15 protein-coding genes are annotated in these 21,333 nt (G+C 74.6%); 7 read left to right on the top strand and 8 right to left on the bottom strand.

Features of this window, described 5'->3' with window-relative positions; genetic code table 11:
• Window positions 1-492 precede the first annotated feature (492 nt).
• The 7 genes from glgB to glgX form a co-directional block, all read right to left on the bottom strand.
• On the bottom strand, window positions 493-2,676 hold the full coding sequence (gene glgB / locus CPE01_RS01835) for a 1,4-alpha-glucan branching protein GlgB (RefSeq protein ID WP_146804911.1): 2,184 nt from the start codon (window positions 2,674-2,676) through the stop codon (window positions 493-495).
• A 108-nt stretch (window positions 2,677-2,784) separates the two neighbouring features.
• Entirely contained in the window at window positions 2,785-4,143 is a 1,359-nt protein-coding gene (locus CPE01_RS01830; RefSeq protein ID WP_246783662.1) for a maltokinase N-terminal cap-like domain-containing protein, read from the bottom strand.
• Window positions 4,140-5,939 (bottom strand): maltose alpha-D-glucosyltransferase, encoded by a 1,800-nt coding sequence (gene treS / locus CPE01_RS01825; protein WP_146804955.1) that lies wholly within the window; start codon window positions 5,937-5,939, stop codon window positions 4,140-4,142. Before treS ends, CPE01_RS01830 begins: the two co-directional genes overlap by 4 nt.
• 20 nt (window positions 5,940-5,959) lie before the next feature.
• On the bottom strand, window positions 5,960-7,966 hold the full coding sequence (locus CPE01_RS01820; RefSeq protein ID WP_186811366.1) for an alpha-1,4-glucan--maltose-1-phosphate maltosyltransferase: 2,007 nt from the start codon (window positions 7,964-7,966) through the stop codon (window positions 5,960-5,962).
• A gap of 431 nt (window positions 7,967-8,397) precedes the next feature.
• The gene (locus CPE01_RS01815) at window positions 8,398-10,053 is read right to left on the bottom strand and encodes an FAD-binding dehydrogenase (protein ID WP_146804910.1); all 1,656 of its coding nucleotides are present in this window, start codon (window positions 10,051-10,053) and stop codon (window positions 8,398-8,400) included.
• 153 nt (window positions 10,054-10,206) lie between these two features.
• Window positions 10,207-10,725 (bottom strand): flavodoxin family protein, encoded by a 519-nt coding sequence (locus CPE01_RS01810; protein ID WP_146804909.1) that lies wholly within the window; start codon window positions 10,723-10,725, stop codon window positions 10,207-10,209.
• Window positions 10,726-10,786: 61 nt separating this feature from the next.
• Window positions 10,787-13,072 (bottom strand): glycogen debranching protein GlgX, encoded by a 2,286-nt coding sequence (glgX, locus tag CPE01_RS01805; RefSeq protein WP_146804908.1) that lies wholly within the window; start codon window positions 13,070-13,072, stop codon window positions 10,787-10,789.
• Window positions 13,073-13,189: 117 nt separating this feature from the next.
• On the opposite strand from glgX, the gene CPE01_RS01800 reads away from it, so the two are divergent.
• The 3 genes from CPE01_RS01800 (at window position 13,190) to CPE01_RS01790 (ending at window position 16,295) form a co-directional block, all read left to right on the top strand.
• Window positions 13,190-13,969 (top strand): electron transfer flavoprotein subunit beta/FixA family protein, encoded by a 780-nt coding sequence (locus CPE01_RS01800; protein ID WP_146804907.1) that lies wholly within the window; start codon window positions 13,190-13,192, stop codon window positions 13,967-13,969.
• 47 nt (window positions 13,970-14,016) lie between these two features.
• Window positions 14,017-14,994, top strand: coding sequence for an electron transfer flavoprotein subunit alpha/FixB family protein (locus tag CPE01_RS01795; protein WP_146804906.1), 978 nt, complete (start codon window positions 14,017-14,019; stop codon window positions 14,992-14,994).
• 167 nt (window positions 14,995-15,161) lie between these two features.
• A complete protein-coding gene (locus CPE01_RS01790; protein WP_146804905.1) occupies window positions 15,162-16,295 on the top strand; it encodes a 6-phosphofructokinase in 1,134 nt (377 codons plus the stop codon).
• A gap of 58 nt (window positions 16,296-16,353) precedes the next feature.
• On the opposite strand, the gene CPE01_RS01785 is transcribed toward CPE01_RS01790, so the two are convergent.
• Complete coding sequence (locus CPE01_RS01785; RefSeq protein WP_371861966.1) at window positions 16,354-17,340, bottom strand: phosphotransferase; 987 nt, start codon at window positions 17,338-17,340, stop codon at window positions 16,354-16,356.
• A gap of 91 nt (window positions 17,341-17,431) precedes the next feature.
• Between CPE01_RS01785 and CPE01_RS01780 the strand changes: the two genes are divergently transcribed.
• From CPE01_RS01780 to CPE01_RS01765, 4 genes are all read left to right on the top strand, one after another.
• Window positions 17,432-18,658, top strand: coding sequence for a cysteine desulfurase family protein (locus CPE01_RS01780; RefSeq protein WP_281285090.1), 1,227 nt, complete (start codon window positions 17,432-17,434; stop codon window positions 18,656-18,658).
• On the top strand, window positions 18,659-19,792 hold the full coding sequence (gene mnmA / locus CPE01_RS01775) for a tRNA 2-thiouridine(34) synthase MnmA (RefSeq protein ID WP_146804903.1): 1,134 nt from the start codon (window positions 18,659-18,661) through the stop codon (window positions 19,790-19,792).
• 16 nt (window positions 19,793-19,808) lie between these two features.
• Window positions 19,809-20,819 (top strand): uroporphyrinogen decarboxylase/cobalamine-independent methonine synthase family protein, encoded by a 1,011-nt coding sequence (locus CPE01_RS01770; protein WP_146804902.1) that lies wholly within the window; start codon window positions 19,809-19,811, stop codon window positions 20,817-20,819.
• A gap of 128 nt (window positions 20,820-20,947) precedes the next feature.
• Entirely contained in the window at window positions 20,948-21,328 is a 381-nt protein-coding gene (locus CPE01_RS01765; RefSeq protein WP_146804901.1) for a hypothetical protein, read from the top strand.
• Window positions 21,329-21,333: the final 5 nt, after the last annotated feature.

The raw sequence follows: 21,333 nt of genomic DNA, 5'->3' as shown, positions 1-21,333 counted from the left end.
CCCGGGGTGGCTTCTTCTGTTTCCCGACATTCTTCCCGACATTTCATGTGCGGCGCGACATTCATGGCTTGAGTGCGCGTTTGTCTGCACCGTGGCGTGGGCTGCACCGGCCGAGCCGGGGACGTCCCCGCTCGTGCGCCACGGCCCCGCGCAGACGGGCTGAAGGTCGGTGGTTTTCCACCACGAGCGCGGTCGTGCGGAACGCCGAGGTGCGGCGGCCCTCGTGGCGCTTGCGCGCCTGTCTGCGCTCCGGCCGGATGGCAGGGGAGCGGTCGTCCGCGCCGTCCCGGCGTGTGCGGCGCGTCTGTGCAGGGCCTCGGTGCGCGTCGCGCTGGTGCGCCAGGTGGCGACGGTGTGCTGGCGAACGGCCGTGTGCCGGCGCACGACGGTGTGCTGGCTCACGACGGCGTGCCGGTGAACGACGAGGGGCGGCGACCGACGGTTGCCGCCCCTCGAGGTGCCGGGAGTATGGCCGGTAGAGCTGCGCGGCGCCTACGACTCCTGCTGCAGGATGATCGCGCCGAGCGGAGGGACCCGCACGAGCGCGGAGTACGGGCGTCCGTGGTGCGGGTCGGGCTGCGCCTCGACCGCGCCGAGGTTGCCCACGCCCGAGCCTCCGTACTCGTGCGCGTCGGTGTTGAACACCTCGCTCCAGCGGCCACCCGCAGGCAGGGCGAGACGGTAGCTCTCGTGCGGGACCCCCGCGAAGTTCACGACGACGACCACGGGCGGCGCCGCGTGGCCCTTGCGGATGTAGGCGAGCACGTTGTGGTCGGCATCGTCGGAGTCGATCCACTCGAAGCCCTCGGGCGAGTGGTCGAGCTGCCACAGGGCGGGCGTGCGCGTGTAGAGGGCGTTGAGGTCCTTGAGCATGCGGCGCACGCCGGCGCGCAGCGGATCGTCCATCGCCCACCAGTCGAGCGAGCGTGACTCGCTCCACTCGTCGGGCTGAGCGAACTCCTGCCCCATGAACAGCAGCTTCTTGCCCGGGTGGGTCCACTGGTAGGCATAGAGCGCGCGGACCCCGGCGGACTTCTGCCAGTGGTCGCCCGGCATCCGCGCGTACACGGAGCCCTTGCCGTGCACGACCTCGTCGTGTGAGATCGGCAGGACGTACTGCTCGGAGAACGCGTAGACCATCGAGAACGTGATCTCGCCGTGGTGGTACCGGCGGTGGACGGGCTCCTCCTTGAGGTACCGGAGGGTGTCGTTCATCCAGCCCATGTTCCACTTGAGCCCGAACCCGAGGCCGTTGTGGTCGGTGGGGGCCGTGACGCCCGGCCATGCGGTGGACTCCTCGGCGATCATCATCGTCCCGGGCGCGCGCCGGTACGCGGTCGCGTTGGTCTCCTGGAGGAACGCGATGGCCTCGAGGTTCTCGCGCCCGCCGTGCCGGTTGGGACGCCACTGACCGGGCTGCCGCGAGTAGTCGAGGTAGAGCATCGAGGCGACGGCGTCCACGCGCAGCGCGTCGACGTGGAACTCCGTGAGCCAGTAGACGGCGTTCGCGACGAGGAAGTTGCGCACCTCGTTGCGGCCGTAGTTGAACACGTACGTGCCCCAGTCGGGCTGCTCGCCGAGCAGCGGGTCCGGGTGCTCGTACAGCGCGGTGCCGTCGAACTGCGCGAGCGCCCACTCGTCCTTGGGGAAGTGGCCGGGCACCCAGTCGACGATCACGCCGATCCCGGCGCGGTGCAGCGTGTCGATCAGGTAGCGAAGGTCGTCGGGGTGGCCGAACCGGGACGTCGCGGCGTAGTACCCGGTGACCTGGTACCCCCACGACGGCGCGTACGGGTGCTCGGCGACGGGCAGGAGCTCGACGTGCGTGAACCCGAGGTCCAGCACGTACCCGGTGAGCTGGTGCGCGAGCTCGCGGTACGACAGGCCCTGCCGCCACGAGCCGAGGTGCACCTCGTAGACCGACAGCGGTCCGTTGTGGGGGTCGGTCGCGGCGCGTGCCGCCATCCACTCGTCGTCGCCCCACGTGTACGTCGACTCGACGACGACCGAGGCGGTCGCGGGCGGCACCTCGGTGCCGCGCGCCATCGGGTCGGCCTTCTGCCGCCACGTGCCGTCGTGCGTGAGGATCTCGAACTTGTAGCGCGCCCCGGCGGTGATGCCCGGGACGAACAGCTCCCAGACGCCCGAGTCGCCGAGCGAGCGCATCGCGTGCGTCGCGCCCTGCCAGTAGTTGAAGTCGCCGACGACGCGCACCGCACGCGCGTTGGGCGCCCAGACCGCGAACGACGTGCCGTGCACCTCGCCGAGCGTGCTCGGGTAGGTGCGCACCTGCGCGCCGAGCACGGTCCACAGCTCCTCGTGCCGTCCCTCGCGGATGAGGTGGCGGTCGAGCTCCTGCACGGTCGGCAGGAACCGGTACGGGTCGTCGGCCAGCGTCGTGGTGTCGCCGTACGTGACCTCGACGCGGTAGTCGGGCACCTCGCCACCGGGCAGCACCGCGACCCACACGCCGTCCTGCTCGTGTCGCGCGGGGACGCGGGTCTCGGGAGTGATGACGACGACCGAGTCGGCCAGCGGGCGCAGGAGGCGGATCGTCACGCCGCCGTTGCCAGGGTGCGGCCCGAGCACGCCGTGGGGGTCGTAGAAGGAGCCGTGCGCCACGGCCCGCAGGGTGTCGGAGTCGGCAGGCACGGGGGAGGGGGCGGTCGCACTCATGCGCCTAGCCAACCACCACGTGCGGCGGTGTGCGCGTTCCCGGGCCGCATGACCTGCTCAGACGTCGTGCGGCCGCACCTCAGACGTCGCCCGTCCGGACCTCGGGCGTCAGTCCTCGGCGGTGAGGCGGTCGAGCCCGGCCAGCGGGATGGGCAGCCAGGCAGGGCGGTTGCGCGCCTCGTAGACGGCCTCGTAGAGCGTCTTGTCGAGCTCGAGCGCGCGGGTCAGCAGCGCGTCGGTCGGCGTGCCGTCCGCATCCCGCGACGCGCCCGCCGCGGGTGTCGCGTGCTGCCGGTAGCCGGCCAGCAGCGCGGCGCGCGCGTCCGCGGTCCAGCGCTGCGCCTCGTCGCCCGTCAGGCCGCCGACCGCGGCCGCGTAGTCCAGCGAGCGCAGCAGGCCCGCGACATCCCGCACGGCCAGGTCGGGACGTGTGCGCGCCTCGAGCGGGGCGAGCGGCTCGCCCTCGAAGTCCAGCACGAGCCAGTCGTCGTCCACGTGCAGCACCTGGCCCAGATGGAGGTCGCCGTGCACGCGCTGGCGCGAGGGAGTGCTCGGCAGCGCACGGACCTCCTGCGCCGTGCGCTCGACGGCGGGCCGGTACCGCTCGAGCCCCGCGACCGCGTCGCGCGCCCACGCGAACCGTTCGAGCAGGGCGCGCGCGAGCCGGTCGGGCCCGTCGTCGTCCGCCACCGTCGGGAAGGCGCGCAGGAGCGCCGCGTGCATGCGCGCGGTGACGGCACCCAGCCGGTACGCCTCGTCGTCGAACGGCGTGCGCGCGGCGGCGCGCTCGCACGCGAGCTCGAACCCGTCGCGCGCGCCGGCGACGAACTCCGTGGCCACGCCCAGGTAGCCCGTGACCGGCGAGTGGGGTTCGGCAAGGTCCGGCCACGTCGCGCGCATCCAGGCGAGCGGGGCCGGGACGCCCGTGTATCCCTCGTCGACGAGCCGGCGCGGCACGTCGACGTCCGGGTTCTCGCCCGGTTGGAGCGCGCGCAGGACCTTGAGGATCGCGCGGCCCGGTGCGCCGCCGGTCGGCTGCGGCGCCCCGAGGACCACCGAGGAGTTGGACTGCTCGGACGTGATGGGTGCGACGTGGCTGAGGTCGACGGGCGCGGGCGGGCCCAGCGGGCCCTCGGCGTGGTCGAACCACGCGCGCAGGAACGCGGGGTGCGCGGCGCCGTCGAGCACCGTACGGCCGTCGTCGACGGGCGTGCCCCCCGCCTCGGGCCCGACCACGACGAGCGGCAGCTGCAGCAGCGTGCTGCCCTGCGGGCCGCGCACGGCGACCAGCAGGACGCGCACGTCGGCAGCTCCCAGAGGGTCGGCCAGCGGCAGGACGGCGTGCACCGTGAGATCCGCGTCGGAGCCCTTGGCGGGGAACCAGCGCCGCGCGGGCAGGTCTGCGGCGACCGCGGCGAGCAGCCGCTGGTCGGACGCGTCCGGTGCCCGCGCGATCAGCACGGTCACGGCCCCGCCGGTCCCGTGGCGCGGCCCGTCGGCCGGCGGCGCACCGCGAGCCAGAAGAACTCGCGCGACCCCAGCGTGAACCGCGTCGTCCCGGTCTCGTCGAGCGTGCCGAACGACGCCCCGCCGAACACGTCGAACAGCTCGGCACCGGGCGCGTCCGCGACCGTCACGCGCGCGGACCGCGCGGTCGCCGCGAGGTTCGCGACGACGAGCACGGTCTCCTCCGCCGTGCTGCGCGTGAACGTCAGCACGGAGTCGTTGTCACTCGGCACGACGCGGAACTCGCCGAGGCCCATCGCGGGGTGCTGCTTGCGGACCGCGAGCATGCCGCGGACCCAGTGCAGGAGGCTCGTGGGCTGCGCGAGCTGGGCCTCGACGTTCGTGTGGCCGTAGTGGAAGACGAGCGACTGCACGAGCGGCAGGTACAGCTTGCCGGGGTCCGCCACCGAGAAGCCCGCGTTGCGGTCGGGCGTCCACTGCATCGGCGTGCGGACGGAGTCACGGTCCGGCAGCCAGATGTTGTCGCCCATGCCGATCTCGTCGCCGTAGTACAGGCACGGGCTGCCCGGCAGGGAGAGCAGCAGCGCGTGCGCGAGCTCGATCTCCTTGCGGGAGTTGTCCAGCAGCGGCGCGAGCCGACGCCGGATGCCCACGTTGGCGCGCATGCGCGAGTCGGGCGCGTACCAGCCGTACATCGACGCGCGTTCCTCGGTCGAGACCATCTCGAGGGTCAGCTCGTCGTGGTTGCGCAGGAACGTGCTCCACTGCGCGCCCCGCGGGATCTCCGGGGTGTCCGCCAGGATGTCGATGATCGGCGTCGCCCGCTGGTCCCGGATCGAGAAGTAGATCCGCGGCATCACGGGGAAGTGGAAGCACATGTGGCACTCGGGCTCGGACTCCGTGCCGAAGTAGTGCACGACGTCCTCGGGCCACTGGTTCGCCTCGGCGAGCATGATCCGGCCCGGGAACTCGCGGTCGAGCATCTCGCGGACCGTGCGCAGGAACGCGTGCGTCTCCGGAAGGTTCTCGCAGTTCGTGCCCTCCGCCTCGAACAGGTAGGGCACGGCGTCGAGGCGGAACCCGTCGATGCCCAGGCCCAGCCAGAACCGCGCGACGTCGAGCATCGCCTCGCGCACGCGCGGGTTCTCGAAGTTGAGGTCCGGCTGGTGGCTGAAGAACCGGTGCCAGAAGTACTGCCGGCGCACGGGGTCGAACGTCCAGTTCGACGTCTCGGTGTCGACGAAGATGATGCGCGCGTCCGGGTAGCGCGTGTTGTCGTCGGACCACACGTAGAAGTCGCCGTACGGCCCGTCGGGGTCGCTGCGCGACGCCTGGAACCAGGGGTGCGCGTCGCTCGTGTGGTTCATCACCAGGTCGACGACGATGCGCATGCCACGCGCGTGCGCCTGCTCGACGAGCTCGACGAAGTCCTCGAGAGTCCCGTACTGGCTGGCCACCGCGGTGTAGTCGGCGACGTCGTAGCCGCCGTCGCGCAGCGGGCTCGGGTAGAACGGCGGCAGCCACAGGCAGTCGATGCCCAGCCACTGCAGGTAGTCGAGCCGGTCGATCAGGCCGCGCAGGTCGCCGCTGCCGGTGCCGGTCGAGTCCGAGAACGAGCGCAGCATGACCTCGTAGAAGACCGCGGTGCGGTACCAGCTCGGGTCGTCGACCAGGCCGCCGCCCGGCAGGGGAGGCACCGCGGGCTGCCGGCTCGCGGGCAGGCGGATCTGCGACGTGGTGGGTGCGGGCTCGCGCACACGCGGCAGCTGACCCGTGGGCGGGTGGGCGGCCGCCATCGTGGACGGCTGCGTCTCGGTCACGGGTGCTCCAGCACGACGACGTGCGCGGGCCGCTCCGCCGGGTCGATCCGGACGTAGACCTGCGCGCCCCACGTGTAGTGCTCGTCGCGCAGGACGTCGTGCGCGTTCACGGGGCCGTTCGCCGGCAGCCCGAACGACGCCAGGTCGAGCTCGACCACTCCCTCGCGGGCGTTCCACGGGTCGAGCGAGACCACGACGACGACCGTGCTCGCGCGGCCCGTCGGCGAGTGCTCCGCCGCGAGGTGCCGTGAGAACGCGAGCGTGGCGTCGTCGCTCGTCGGGTGCACCTGCAGGTTGCGCAGCTGCTGCAGCGCGGGGTGCGCGCGGCGGATCTCGTTGAGCTTGCCGATCAGGTCCGCCATGCCCAGGTGCCGGGCGAGCGACCAGTCGCGCGGACGGAACTCGTACTTCTCGTTGTCGATCTGCTCGTCGGCACCCGGCCGCGGCACGTTCTCCAGGAGCTCGTAACCCGAGTAGATGCCCCAGGTCGGCGCACCGAGCGCGGCCAGCACGGCGCGGATGGCCCACGCCTGCCCGCCCGCACCCTGCAGGTAGGGCGGCAGGATGTCGTGCGTCGTCGGCCAGAACGCGGGCCGCATCCACGCGGCCTGCTTACCTGAGACCTCCTGCAGGTAGTCGCCGAGCTCGGCCTTCGTGCTGCGCCACGTGAAGTACGTGTAGGACTGGTGGAAGCCGACCTTGCCGAGCGTCAGCATCATCGCGGGACGCGTGAACGCCTCCGACAGGAAGATCACCTCGGGGTGGTCGCGCGCGACGTCCGCGAGCAGCCACTGCCAGAAGTCGAGCGGCTTGGTGTGCGGGTTGTCGACGCGGAACAGCGTCACGCCGTGGTCGATCCACACCTGCAGCACGCGGCGGACCTCCGCGTACAGCCCCGCGGGGTCGTTGTCGAAGTTGAGCGGGTAGATGTCCTGGTACTTCTTCGGCGGGTTCTCCGCGTAGGCGATCGAGCCGTCGACGCGCGTCGTGAACCACTCGGGGTGCTCCGTGACCCACGGGTGGTCCGGCGAGCACTGCAGCGCGATGTCGAGCGCGACCTCCATGCCGTGCTCGCGCGCCCGGGCGACGAACGCGTCGAAGTCGTCGAACGTGCCCAGGCTGGGCTCGATCGCGTCGTGCCCGCCGTCGGCGGACCCGATCGCGTACGGCGAGCCCGGGTCGCCCGGGAGCGCACCGAGCGAGTTGTTGCGGCCCTTGCGGTTCGTCAGGCCGATCGGGTGGATCGGCGTCAGGTAGACGACGTCGAAGCCCATCGACGCGATGCGCGGCAGCTGCTCGGCGGCGGTGCGCAGCGTGCCCGAGCGCCACTCCTGCGCGCGGTCGTCCCACTGCGCGCCGTGCGAGCGCGGGAACATCTCGTACCACGCGCCGGCGAGCGCAAGCGGGCGGTCGACGACGAGCGGGTACGACGGCGACGCGCTGACCTGGTCGCGCAGCGGCTCACGCGCGAGCGCCTGGCGCACGTGCGGCGAGAGCGCCCACGCGAGGCGCTCACCCGGGAAGCGGTGCGTGTCGCGCAGCGCCTCGACCGCCTCGCGCAGCGTCGCGGCGCCGTGCGGGCTCATCGCGTCCTCGCCCGTGCGGTCGGCCGCTCGCGCCAGCAGGCGCGCGCCCTCCGCGAGCATGAGCTCGACGTCGATGCCCGCCTCGACCTTGATCGCCGCATCGTGGGCCCAGGTCGCGTACGGGTCGGACCAGCCCTCGACGTGGAAGGTCCACAGCCCCGTCCGGTCGGGCACCAGTCTGGCCTCGTACCGGTCGAGACCGGGCGCGATGTCGACCATCGGCGCGCGCATGTGCACCACGCCTTCGGGGTCGACGAGCACGGCCGTCGCCGCGACCGCGTCGTGCCCCTCGCGGAACACCGTCGCACGCACGGGGAACGCCTCGCCGACGACCGCCTTGGCGGGGAACCGCCCGGCCTCGGCGACGGGCGACACGTCGACGACCGGGATGCGGCCGATCGGCGGCGCGCCGGCGATCGTCGACGGCCGCGGAGCCGACGGGGGCTGCGCCGACGGGGGCTGCGCCGACGGAGCCTCCACCGGCACGGCCTGCGCCGTCGGAGGCTCGGTGCGAGCGATGGCGGGCGGCGTGGCCGCGGCCTGAGCAGCCGTGGCCGGGTCGGCGGCACGCGCGTCGACCGCGCGTGCGGTGCTCGGGTCGGGGGGTGTCGTCACGGCGGCGGGGGCCGGGGCTTCGGGGGCGCTCGCGGTGCTCGTCGTGCGCTGCGGCTCGGCCTGCGCGGCCGAGGTGGTGGCACGTGCGGCCCGGCGGCGCCGACCCGGTGCGGCGGGGGAGGTCGTCACGTTCCCGAACCTATCCGCAGGTGCCGGTCACGGGCATCTGCAGCGGGCGAGTCTCCTCGTGCGCGTGTCGTGGAACGGGGGCATCCGAGCCCGAGACGGGCGTCTCAGGACACGTCGGACGCGAGCGCACGGCCCGCGGTGCGCCCCGTGAACAGGCAGCCGCCGAGGAACGTGCCCTCGAGCGCACGGTGGCCGTGCACGCCGCCGCCGCCGAAGCCCGAGGCCTCGCCGGCGGCCCACAGCCCGGGCAGCACCTCGCCGTCGGGCGTGAGCACGCGGCCCTCGAGATCGGTGTGCAGGCCGCCGAGCGTCTTGCGCGTGAGCACCGACAGCCGCACCGCGAGCAGCGGGCCGTGCGCGGGGTCGAGCAGGCGGTGCGGCTTGGCGACGCGGATGAGCTTGTCGACGACGTAGGTGCGCGCCTGGTTCGTCGCGACGACCTGCAGGTCCTTGCCCAGCCCGGAGGTCACCTGGCGGTCACGCTCGACGATCGTGCGCTCGAGCGTGGCTGCGTCGATGCGCGCGTCGCCCTGCAGCGCGTTCATCTTCGCGGCGAGCTCGGCTGGCGTGTCCGCCCACAGGAACTCGGGCGAGGCCTGCGCGAACGTCTCCACCGGGCCCACGGCGCCGGGCTTGACGCGCTGCAGCAGGAGCCCCACGTCCTTGCCGGTCAGGTCCGGGTTCTGCTCCGAGCCGGACAGCGCGAACTCCGAACCGAGGATGGTCTTGTCGAGCACGAACCACGAGTGGTCGTCGCCGCGTCGCGTGATGTGCTGCAGCGCGCCGAGCGCGTCGAACCCCGGGAACAGGGGGACGGGCAGGCGGTGACCGTCCGCGTCGAGCCACAGCGACGACGGTCCGGGCAGGATGCGGATGCCGTGGTGGCTCCACACGGGGGAGTGGTTCGTGATGCCCTCCGGGTAGTGCCACATGCGCTCGGCGTGCACGACCGCCGCGCCCGCGTCGCGGGCCGCCGCGATCCCCGAGCCGTCCACGTGGTCCGGTACGCCCGACAGCATGCGCTCGGGCATGCGCCCCGCGTCCGCGGGCCACGTCGCGCGGACCAGGTCATGGTTGGCGCCGATGCCGCCGGTCGCGACCACGACCGCGTCGGCCTCGACCTCGAACGTGCGCACGACCTCGCGCGACGACGGCACCGCGCGGGCCGCGTGGTCGTCGCGCAGCACGTCGCCCCGCACGCCCGTGACGCGTCCGTCGGTGACGACGAGTCCCGTGACCCGGTGCCGGAACCGCACGTCGACGAGGCCCACGGCGCGCGCGTCGAGCAGCGCGCGGACGAACGGCTCGAGGATGCCGGGGCCCGTGCCCCACGTGACGTGGAACCGCGGCACCGAGTTGCCGTGCCCGCCCGCGGTGTACCCGCCGCGCTCGGCCCACTGCACGAGCGGGAACCACCGCACGCCCTGCCGGTGCAGCCACGAGCGCATCTCGCCCGCGGCGAAGTCGACGAAGCCCTCGGCCCACGCGCGGCCCCACCGGTCCGAGCCGTCGTCCGAGAACTGCGCGGAGCCGAACCAGTCGGCCAGCGCGAGCTCGGCCGAGTCGCGCACGCCGAGGCGACGCTGCTCGGGGGAGTCGACCAGGAACAGCCCGCCGAACGACCAGAACGCCTGGCCTCCGAGCGACGCGGCGTTCTCGGCGTCGAGCAGCAGCACGCGGCGGCCGGCCCGGGTCAGCTCGGCTGTCGCGACGAGCCCGGCGAGGCCTGCGCCGACGACCACGACGTCGTGGGTACCCATGGCGCGCAGCCTAACTCGCTGGACGGGCGTCCAGAAGGGTGTCGTCGAGGCTTCATCCGCGGGGCCCTGAGCACTCCGTGCCGGCGGACGTCCGGACGCGGACCGGCGTGCCGACCAGCGCGTCGACCCGCGCTCCGACGGGTGCGGTCGCGGTCAGCCGACGGGGGAGAGCAGGTGCGCCGCGAGCGAGCCGCCCCACGCACGCGCGAGCGCGAGCTGCGAGGCGTCGATCGTCGCGCGGCCGTCCTCGCCGCCCTCGATGCCGAACGCCTGCGTCGGCGCGATGATCTCGGCGCCGCGCCGCCGCAGCAGCTTCTCGATGCGCGACCCCGCGGACCCCGCGAACCGCGACCACGAACGCGTGTCGAACACCGCCGACGCGCGGCCGGACAGCCCGGGCAGCGCGTCGAGCCACTCGTGGATCCCGAGCTCGCCCTCGCCGCCGCGGGCCCGGGCGAGCGCGCGCGACCGCGGCGTGGACAGGCCGCGCATGTGCGTGGGTGCGCCGACGACGAGGAGCCGCGCACGGCTCACCGTCACGTCGTGCGCGAGAGCGTCGTTGACGTCCAGCGCGATCGTCTCCAGACCGGCCGCCGTCATGCCCGCGCTGATCGACTCCGCGACCGCGCGCGTGCACCCGAACATCGACTCGAAGACCACGACCCCCGCCATGTCTCCCAGGATCGCCGTCGAGCGCGGTGACGGGGTGGGCCGGAGGTCCCGCGGACGACGGTCAGCGCAGCGTCGGCGCGGGGTCCTGACCTGCGGGGTCGGCGGGGTCGAGCAGGTAGACCCGCAGGCTGAGCGGCTCGAGCACGACCGCCTCGCCGGCGTGCGCGTGCAGCGCGCCGGCGATCGCCGACGAGCGCTGGTCGTCGGGGTGCTCCCACACCGAGTCCCACGCGAGGCGCCACCGGTCGGGCGGCCGGGCGGGCTGCGCCGGCTCGCCCGCCAGCGTGACCTCGGCCTCGGCGAGCGCGCCGTTGACGACGACGAGCACGACGTCGGGCGCGACGGCCGGGTCCTCGTCGAGCGCGCGCAGCATCTGCAGCGTGCGGATCTGCGGGTCGTGCCAGCGGCCGTGGTCGAACGCCGTGCCCGTGGCGTCGAACCACGCCAGGTCGGGGCGCCCGCCGGGCCGGGCCGGACGGCCGGTGTAGAACCGGCGCGCGCGCAGCGCGGCGTGCTCGCGGCGCAGCGCGAGCAGCCAGCGCGTGCTCGCGAGCAGGTCGCGGCGCCACGCGGACAGGTCCCACGACACCCAGGTCAGCTCGCTGTCCTGGCAGTAGGCGTTGTTGTTGCCGCGCTGCGTGCGGCCCATCTCGTCGCCTGCGGTGAGCATCGGCGTACCCGCCGCCAGCACGAGCGTCGCGAGCAGGTTGCGGATCGAGCGCCGGCGCAGCGGCAGCACCGCGGCCGCGGGCGAGTCGGGCTCGACGTGCCCCTCGGCGCCGTGGTTCCACGAGCGGTTGTCGTCGGTGCCGTCGCGGTTGTTCTCGCCGTTGGCGAGGTTGTGCTTGTGGTCGTACGCGACCAGGTCGGCCATCGTGAAGCCGTCGTGCGCCGTCACGAAGTTCACCGACGCACCCGGTCCCCGCACGAGCGGCGGGTCGCCGTGACCGAACAGGTCGACCGAGCCGGACAGGCGCGTCGCCAGGTCGCGCACGCGGTGGCCCGGCAGGCCGTGCGCGGCGCGCGCGGGGTCGGCGAGCCAGAACGAGCGCACCGCGTTGCGGAACCGGTCGTTCCACTCGGCCCACGGCGGGATGAACTGCCCCGTGCGCCACCCGCCCGGTCCGACGTCCCACGGCTCGGCGACGAGCTTGAGGCCGTGCAGCGACGGGTCGGTCGCGGCCGCGACGAGGAGCGGGTGGCTCTGCGAGAAGCCGTCGGAGCGGCGCGCGAGCGTGACCGCCAGGTCGAACCGGAACCCGTCGACACCCACGACGTCCGCCCAGTAGCGCAGCGAGTCGAGCGTCATGCGCACGACCTCCGTGCGCCGGAAGTCGAGTGTGTTGCCCGTGCCCGTGACGTCCGCGAGCGTCGCGGGGACGCCGCCGTCGTGCCAGTAGTAGAGCGTGTTGTCGAGCCCTCGCCACGACACGTGCTGGCCCGGGTTCCCGCCCTCGCACGTGTGGTTGTAGACGACGTCGAGGAGGACCTCGATGCCTGCCGCGTGCAGCGCGTGCACCGCGCCGCGCAGCTCGGCGAGCACCGCGCCGGGTCCCGCGGCGCGCGCGGCCGCGGTCGCGTAGCGGGGCTCGGGCGCGAAGAACCCGAGCGTGCTGTAGCCCCAGTAGTTGCGCAGGCCCTGGGCGACGAGGTGCGGCTCGGACGCGCTCGCGTGCACGGGCAGCAGCTCGAACGTCGTCACGCCCAGGCCGCGCAGGTGGTCGATGACCCCGGGGTGCGCGAGCCCCGCGTACGTCCCGCGCAGCTCGGGCGGGAGCAGCGGGTGCAGCTTCGTCAGGCCGCGCACGTGCGCCTCGTAGACGACCGTGCTCTCCCACGGCACCCACGGGCGGTTCGCCGCCGGGTCCGGGCCGGTCAACGCTGCGGTGTCGACGACCACGCCGTAGGGCACGTGCCCGGCCGAGTCGCGCGGGTCCGCCGGGCCGTAGACGTCACCCCGGCACTCGTCGTCGACGACGTGCCCGTACGTCTCCGGGCCGTACGCGAGCTCGCCCTCCAGACCGCGCGCCCACGGGTCGACGAGCAGCTTGGCGGGGTTGTGGCGCAGACCCTGGACCGGGTCCCACGTGCCGTGGACGCGCAGCCCGTAGCGGTCGCCGGGCTGCACGCCCGCGACGAAACCGCTGAACACGCCCTGCACGGGACCGTGCAGCGCCACCCGGCGCTCGCTCGTGTGCGGTGCCGACCCGTGCCCGTCGAACAGGCACAGCTCGACCCCGGTCGCGTGCGACGCGAGGACCGCGACCTCGACGCCGCCGTCGACCGGGTGCACCCCCAGGCGAGGAGGGCGGCGCAGGGGCGTCGATCGGGGGCTCACGGCGCCCATTGTGACGGACGGTCGTGTCGTGCCCGTGTCGCGGACGTGACCCGCTCGATCGTCGTCCGCGTCCGGTGGGCGAACCGCCCGAGATGCACCGGAGCGTCGGAGGGTAACGTTCCGGACGTGAAGATCGTCGTCTGCGTCAAGCACGTCCCGGACATCCAGTCGGACCGCCAGATCGCCGACGGGCGCACCGTCCGCGACGGCGGTGACGGCACGCTGAACGAGCTCGACGAGAACGCGCTCGAGTCGGCGCTGAGCCTCGTCGAGGCGGCGGGCGAGGGCGAGGTGGTCGTGCTGACCGTCGGTCCCGACGACGCCGTCGACGCGGTCCGCAAGGGCCTGCAGATGGGCGCCGACGAGGCCGTGCACGTCGTCGACGAGGCGATCGCCGGCTCCGACGCGATCGCCACCGCGCGCGTCCTGGCCGCGGCGATCACGCACGTGGGCGGCGCGGACCTCGTCGTGACCGGGATGGCCGGCCTCGACGGCCTGACGTCCCTGGTCCCCGCGGCGGTCGCGGCCCTGCTCGACGTCCCGGCGCTGCCGCTCGCCGCGCAGCTCGAGGTCACCGGCTCGACGGTGCGCGTGACGCGCCACCTCGACCACGCGAGCGAGGTGCTCGAGGCGCAGCTGCCCGCGCTAGTGTCCGTGACGGACCAGGCCAACGAGCCGCGCTACCCGAACTTCAAGGGCATCATGGCCGCCCGCAAGAAGCCCGTCACCACCCTCACGCTCGCCGACCTGGGCCTCGACGCGACGCTCGTCGGCGCGGCCGGTGCGCGCACCGAGGTGCTCGAGGCCGCGCCGCGGCCCGCACGCGAGGACCGCGTGCTCGTGACCGACACCGGCGACGCGGGCGTGCGCCTGGCCGCCTACCTCGTCGAGAACCAGCTCGTCTGACGACGCGCGCCTCTCAGCCCACCGCCAGACCCGACCTGAGGACCACCGTGAGCGACATCCTCGTCCTGCTCGACCACACCAGCACCGGTGCGCTGCGCACGCCCGTGCGCGAGCTCGTCACGCTCGCGCGTGACCTGACGGACGGCGGCGTGCACGGCGTCTGGGCCGCCGACGGGGCCGAGCCCTCCGCGGACGCGCTCACGGAGCTCGGCGAGCTCGGCGTCACGCACGTGCACCGGCTGACGAGCGACGCCGACGTGCGCGTCCCGGCCGTGCTCGCCGAGGGCGTCGTCGGGCTGCTCGACGCCACCGGCGCGCGCACGCTGCTCGCCGTCTCGTCGTTCGAGAACAAGGAGCTCGCCGCGTACCTCGCGGTCGCCACGGGTGCGGGCGTCGTCACCGACGCGGACGCGCTCGAGCGCGTCGACGGCACGCTCGTCGTCGGCAAGACCGTGTTCGCCGGCACCTGGACCACGCGCACCGCGGTCCGCACGCCCGTCGCGGTCGTGCTCGTCAAGGCCAACAGCGTCGTCGTCTCGCCCGCCCCTGCCGCGGTCGCCCCACAGGTGGGCGAGCACGCGTTCACGGCGAGCGCGGGCGCCTCGCGCGTGCGCGTCGTCGAGCGGACCGAGCGGCCCGCGACCGGGCGGCCGGACCTGGGCAGCGCGCACATCGTCGTGACCGGTGGCCGCGGGACCGAGGGCGACTTCACCGCGCTCGAGGAGCTCGCGGACGTGCTCGGCGGCGCGGTCGGCGCGACGCGGGTCGCGACCGACGAGGGCTGGATCGGCCACGACGCGCAGATCGGGCAGACGGGGGTGACGATCTCGCCGCGCCTCTACATCGGCGCGGGCGTCTCCGGCGCCGTGCACCACCGCGGCGGCATGCAGGCGTCCGGCACGATCGTCGCGATCAACACCGACCCCGACGCGCCGATCTTCGAGATCGCGGACTTCGGCGTCGTGGGCGACCTGACGACGGTCGTGCCGCAGCTGACGGCCGAGCTCCGCCGGCTCAAGGGCTGACAGGGCGGACCACGTCGTCCGCACGCGGTTCCCGGTGCGGACTTGTGCGACGTCGCCGCAGGTCAGGAGACTGAGCCCAGCCCCGGCGCGCATGACGTCCCGGCGGGGCCGGGCTCGTGCTCGACGTCGCGCACGGTCACCTCCTCCCAGCGACGACAGGAGCCGTCATGACCGCACCCACGACGAAGCGCGTCGGGATCCTCACGGCCGGCGGCGACAGCCCAGGCCTCAACGCCGCGATCCGCGGCTTCGGCAAGACCGCGACGGGCCACTACGGGATGGAGCTCATCGGCTTCCGGGACGGCGTCACGGGGCTCGTCGAGAACCGGTTCGTCGAGCTCGACGGCGCCGCGCTGTCGGGGATCCTCACGGTCGGCGGCACGATCCTGGGCACCAGCCGCGACAAGGTGCACCGGTGGAACGTGGACGGCGAGGTCCGCGACATGGTGCCCACGGTCGTCGAGAACTACGAGCGCAACGGGCTGGACGCGCTCATCATGCTCGGCGGCGGCGGGACCGCGAAGAACGCGATGCGCCTCGTGGACGCGGGGCTCAACGTCATCACGCTGCCCAAGACGATCGACAACGACATCGCCGAGACCGACACGACGTTCGGCTTCGCGACCGCGATGGAGATCGCGACCGAGGCGATCGACCGCGTGCACTCCACGGCGCACAGCCACCACCGGATCATCCTCACCGAGATCATGGGCCACCGGGCGGGCTGGCTCACGCTCGGCGCGGGCATCGCAGGCGGCGCGGACGTGATCCTCATCCCCGAGATCCCGTACACCGTCGAGTCCGTCGCGGAGACGATCCGGGCGCGCACGGCGCGCGGGTCGACCTTCTCGGTGATCGCGGTGGCGGAGGGTGCGCGCGACGCCGACGACACGGCGGACTACGAGGCTGCGCAGCTGCTGGTCAAGGCCGCCAAGACGCCCGAGGCCGTGCGTGCCGCCAAGTCGCACCTGCGGCACGTCGAGGACTCGCAGCGCGAGCACACGTTCAAGCTCGCGCGCGAGCTCGAGGCCGCCACGGGGCTCGAGTCGCGCGTGACGATCCTCGGTTACGTGCAGCGCGGCGGGACGCCGTGCGCGGCCGACCGCCTGCTCGCCTCCCGCCTGGGCGCGGCCGCGGCCGACCTGGTCGCGCGCGGCGAGTTCGGCGTCATGGTCGCCTCGCGCGGCGAGGGCACCGAGGCGGTGCCGCTCGCGCAGGTGGCGGGCAAGGTCAAGCTCGTGCCGCAGGACCACGCATGGATCGCCGCGGCGCGTCAGGTGGGCACGGGCCTGGGCGACTGACCAGCGGGCTCGCCCCGCCGACGAGGAGCGCGGCCGGCTCGTCGTGAGCGCCGTGCACCTAGACCGTGCGCAGCCAGGCGAGCGTCGCGTACGCCTGCGCGCGCTGGAACGCCCGCAGGTTGGGGATGCCCGGCGGGGGCGGCTGCACGCTGCCGTACGCGAAGTAGCCCGCGAGCGCCGCGAGGCACGCGCGCAGCTCGTCGTCGGACACCCCGACCGACAGCTGGTGCCCGCGGAAGATCGCGGCGGGGTCCCCGCCGCCCTGCAGCGCGACGCTCGGCAGCATGAAGGCCAGGTCGAGCCACGGGGCGCCGACGCTCGCGTGCGGCCAGTCGATCAGCCAGACGCGGCCGTGGTCGTCGATCATGACGTTGTCCGCGCGCAGGTCGCCGTGCACGAGCGCGTCACCCGCGCACGCGGGCAGCGCGTCCTGCTCGAGCAGGACCAGGCGCTCGAGCGAGTCGACTGCCCACTGCCCGGTCGAGCCGCCCTCGCGTGCGAGCTCGTCGAGCGCCGATCCAGGCCCCGCCGCCAGGTGGCGCCAGCCCTGGAAGTCGTCGGCGAGCTGGTCGTCGGTGCGCGGCAGCGTGTGGCCGCTGACGGGCTCGGCGTCGGCGAGCCTGCCGACGGTCTCGAGCACCTCGCCCAGGTCGTCCGGGCGCCACGGGAGCACCGGCGAGCGGCCGTGCACGGCCTCGAAGCCGAGGACCACCCAGTCGCCGTCGTCGTGCGACCACAGCAGCGGCGGGGCCGGGACCTCGGGCGGCAGCGCGGCGGCGTTGCGGATCTCGGCGCGCGCGAGCTCCGGCGAGTGGGGGTTCTGCTCGGGCGAGACGGCCTTGACGAAGACGTCGCGGCCGTCGGCGAGCTCGAGCACCGCGGCGAAGCCGGGGGAGAAGCCGCTCGTCGCGTCGATCTCCGCGCTCACCTGGGCGCCCGCGAGGTCGCCGATGCGCGTCCGCACGGATCGGGGGAGGTCGCGCCAGGCGAGTCGCTGCCCGCTGAAGGCGAGCGGCAGGGCCAGGACGTCGTCGTCGGCGCTCACGGCGGACATCTTGCCAGGTCTGGCGCCCGCCGTGCGCGGGTGTCCCGCTCGCGGAGACGGTGCCGCGCGCGGCGGTTCGTAGACTCGTGGCGTGACTGCCCGCCCGGCGGCGACCGCCGCGTCGTACCTCGACCACGCAGCGACCACGCCCATGCTCCCCGCGGCGGTCCGCGCGCTCGAGCACGAGCTCGTCCGGACCGGCAACCCGTCGTCCCTGCACGCCTCGGGGCGGGCGGCGCGGCGCGTGGTCGAGGAGGCGCGCGAGCGGTTCGCGGCCGCGCTCGGCGCGCGCCCGAGCGAGGTGCTGTGGACGTCGGGCGGGACCGAGGCGGACAACCTCGCGATCAAGGGACTGTTCTGGGCGCGGCGCACGCAGGACCCCGCGCGCCGGCGGATCCTCGTGTCCGCGGTCGAGCACCATGCGGTCCTCGACCCGGCGTTCTGGATGGCGGAGCACGCGGGCGCCGAGCTCGTGCTGCTCCCGGTGGACGCCGACGGGGTGCTCGACGTCGACGCGCTGCGCGCCGAGCTCGAGGCGAACGGCGAGAACGCCGCGCTCGTGTCGGTCATGTGGGCCAACAACGAGGTGGGCGCGCTGCAGCCGCTCGACGACGTCGTCGCGCTCGCCCGACGGTACGGCGTGCCGGTGCACGCGGACGCGGTGCAGGCCGTCGGCCAGGTCCCCGTGGACTTCGCGGCGAGCGGGCTCGACGCGATGACGGTCTCGGCGCACAAGCTCGGCGGCCCGGGCGGCACGGGCGCGCTGCTCGCCCGGCGCGGCCTCGAGCTCACGCCCGTGCTGCACGGCGGCGGGCAGGAGCGCGGCGTGCGGTCCGGCACGCTCGACGCGGCGCTGCTCGCGTCGTTCGCGACGGCCGTCGACGAGGCCGTCGCGGCCCGCCCGACGAGCGCGCCGCGGCTGGCCGCGCTGCGCGACGAGCTCGTCGCCGGGGTGCGGGCGATCGACCCGAGCGCCGTCCTGCGCGGACCCGCCGACCCCGGGCGGCGGCTGCCCGCGAACGCGCACTTCACGTTCCCCGGCTGCGAGGGCGACTCGCTGCTCTACCTGCTCGACTCGGCGGGCGTCGAGGCCTCGACCGGGTCGGCGTGCCAGGCGGGCGTCCCGCGGCCCTCGCACGTGCTGCTCGCGATGGGCGTCGGCGAGGACGACGCGCGTGGTGCGCTGCGGTTCTCGCTCGGCCACACCTCGTCGTCCGACGACGTCGCGGCGCTGCACGCGGCGCTGCCGGCCGTGCTCGAGCGCGCCCGCGCGGCCGGTCTGGCGGGTTCGCCGTCGACGCGGGTGGGGGTGGCCTGAGTGCGCGTGCTCGCCGCCCTGTCGGGCGGCGTCGACTCGGCGGTCGCCGCGGCGCGTGCCGTGGAGGCCGGCCACGACGTCGTCGGCGTGCACATGGCGCTGTCCCGCACGCGCGACCAGTTCCGCACGGGCTCGCGCGGGTGCTGCTCGATCGAGGACGCGGGCGACGCGCGTCGGGCCGCCGACGTCCTGGGCATCCCGTACTACGTGTGGGACCTGTCCGAGCGGTTCGAGGAGACGGTCGTCGCGGACTTCCTGGCGGAGTACGCCGCGGGCCGCACGCCGAACCCGTGCGTGCGGTGCAACGAGCACATCAAGTTCGCGACGCTGCTGGACAAGGCGCTCGCGCTCGGCTTCGACGCGGTGTGCACCGGGCACTACGCGCGCGTCGTGACCCGGCCCGACGGGTCGCATGAGCTGCACCGCGCGCGCGACCTGGCCAAGGACCAGTCGTACGTGCTCGCCGTGATGGGCCCCGAGCGTCTCGCGCGGTCGATCTTCCCGCTCGGCGACGTCGCCTCGAAGGACGAGACGCGCCGCGAGGCCGCCGCGCGCGGGCTGTCGGTCTCGGCCAAGCCCGACTCGTACGACATCTGCTTCGTCGCGGACGGCGACACCCAGGGTTTCCTGCGCGACCGGCTCGGCGCCCGGCCCGGCGAGGTCGTCGACACCTCGGGTGCGGTCGTCGGGACGCACGACGGCGCGTACGCCTACACCGTGGGCCAGCGGCGCGGCCTCGCTCTGGGCCGTCCCGCGCCCGACGGCAGGCCGCGGTACGTGCTCGCGGTCGAGCCCGTGCACAACCGTGTGGTGGTCGGGTCGGCCGACGAGCTCGTCGTCGACCACGTGCACGCGGACCGGGCGGTCTGGTACGACGACGCGGCCGCGTCCGGCGCGCCGCGTGAGGGGGCGCTGAGCGTGCAGGTCCGCGCGCACGGCGCACCTGTGCCCGCCGCGCTCGCGCACGCCGACGCGCAGCGGCTGAGCGTCGCGCTGCACGAGCCGCTGCGCGGGGTCGCCGCCGGGCAGTCGCTCGTCGTGTACGACGGCACGCGCGTCGTCGGCCAGGCGACCGTGACGTCGGCCGAGCGGACGCCCGCCCCCGCGGGCTCCGCGGCCGGGACGCGCGCGTGACCGCGGGGACGCGCGCGTGATCGGCGTCAGCGGGACCGGGGCGTGGCCCGGCCAGGACGTGCTCGAGGCGCAGTCGGTCGTCGTGGGCGACCTCGTCGAGACCCCGTCGGAGGTGGCGGGCCTGCCGTTCGCGGTGCGCCTGCCCGCGCGAGGCCCCGGGGCGACGCTCGCCGGCCAGGCGCTCGCGCTGCTCGTCGACCTGCCGGCCGAGCTCGGCCCGCACGGCTGGAAGCTTGCCGACCGGCCCGGCGGCGACCTGGCCCGCGCGCGGGCGTTCACCCGCGAGGACCTCGACGCCCTCGCCGTCGCCGCGCACGGGTACGCCGGTCCGCTCGTCGTGCCCGTGCTCGGACCGATGACCCTCGCCGCGTCGACCTACCTCGCGCGCGGCGACCGTGTGCTCGCCGACACCGGCGCGCTGCGCGACCTCGCCGAGTCGCTGGCCGCCGGGCTCGTCGAGCACCTCGCCGCACTGGCGCGTGCCGTTCCGGGCGCGCAGCCCGTGGTGCTGCTGCACGAGCCGCTGCTCGCGCAGGCCGTCGCGGGAGTGCTGCCGTCGTTCTCGGGGTACGCGCGGCTGCGGTCCGTCCCGGGCCCGGTGGCCGGCGAGCGGGTGGGCGCGCTCGTCGCGGCCGCGCGCGGAGCGGGTGCGCGCGTCGTCGTGCACGGTGGGACCGCCTGGACCGCGCTGCCGGCCGTGCGGGCCTCGGGCGCCGACGGGGTCGCGCTCGAGATCGCGGCGCTCGACGAGCGCGGCTGGGAACGCGTCGCCGAGGTCGTCGAGGCCGGGCTGCAGCTGTGGGCGCACGTCCCGCCGCAGCAGTCCTCGCAGTGCGCCGGTCCGGACGCCGTCGGGCAGGCGCGGGCGCTGACCGCGCCGTGGCGGTCCGTCGGGCTACCCGCAGCGGGTCTCGACGACGTCGTGCTGCTGGCCGGCGACCCGCCGGCAGGTCCCGACGAGGCCCGCGGTGCGCTCGCGGGCGTGGTCCGGGCCGCGCGCGTGGTCGCGGAGGTCGCGCACGGCTGAGCGGCGCGCGCGTCGTAGGCTGCACGGGCGCGGCAGGCGCGTGACGAACGGGGTGAGGCGTGGGCGAGGGACGTGACGGGACGCGTGCGACGGCGGGCCGCGGGGGCACGGCAGGCCGTGGTGCGGCGGTGGGTCGCGCGGGCGAGGCGCGCAACCGGGTCCACCTCGAGCACCCCGTGACGCTGCTGCTCGCGAGCGGGGCGGCGATCGTCGGCATCGTCCTGCTGCTGGTCACGCTCGTGACGCTCGGCACGCGGTCGCTCGAGGCGTCGAACTCCGGCGACGTGCCGTGCCTCGTGGCGGTCAGCGACGAGGTCGCGGGCGCGTCGGTGGACAACCACGTGCTCCCGCCGCGCACGACCTGCACGTGGCGGACCGACGCGGGTGCGACCGAGACGGTCGTCGTCGCGGAGCCCTCGGCGGCGGTGTTCTGGACGGGCGCCGTGCTGTTCTTCGGCGGGATCGCGACGTGCGTGGGCGTGCTGGTCGCGCCGCGGCTGCGTCGCTGACGTCC

Source organism: Cellulomonas persica, assembly GCF_007989825.1.
Taxonomy (GTDB): Bacteria; Actinomycetota; Actinomycetes; order Actinomycetales; family Cellulomonadaceae; genus Cellulomonas; species Cellulomonas persica.
Note: the sequence above shows the minus strand (reverse complement) of the source record. Positions and strands in the feature narration are given on the sequence as shown.

Coding starts and splice junctions, on each gene's coding strand:
- glgB (WP_146804911.1), bottom strand. CDS start 2,676: ATGAGTGCGACCGCCCCCTCCCCCGTGCCTGCCGACTCCGACACCCTG.
- treS (WP_146804955.1), bottom strand. CDS start 5,939: ATGGCGGCCGCCCACCCGCCCACGGGTCAGCTGCCGCGTGTGCGCGAG.
- CPE01_RS01815 (WP_146804910.1), bottom strand. CDS start 10,053: ATGGGTACCCACGACGTCGTGGTCGTCGGCGCAGGCCTCGCCGGGCTC.
- CPE01_RS01810 (WP_146804909.1), bottom strand. CDS start 10,725: ATGGCGGGGGTCGTGGTCTTCGAGTCGATGTTCGGGTGCACGCGCGCG.
- glgX (WP_146804908.1), bottom strand. CDS start 13,072: ATGGGCGCCGTGAGCCCCCGATCGACGCCCCTGCGCCGCCCTCCTCGC.
- CPE01_RS01790 (WP_146804905.1), top strand. CDS start 15,162: ATGACCGCACCCACGACGAAGCGCGTCGGGATCCTCACGGCCGGCGGC.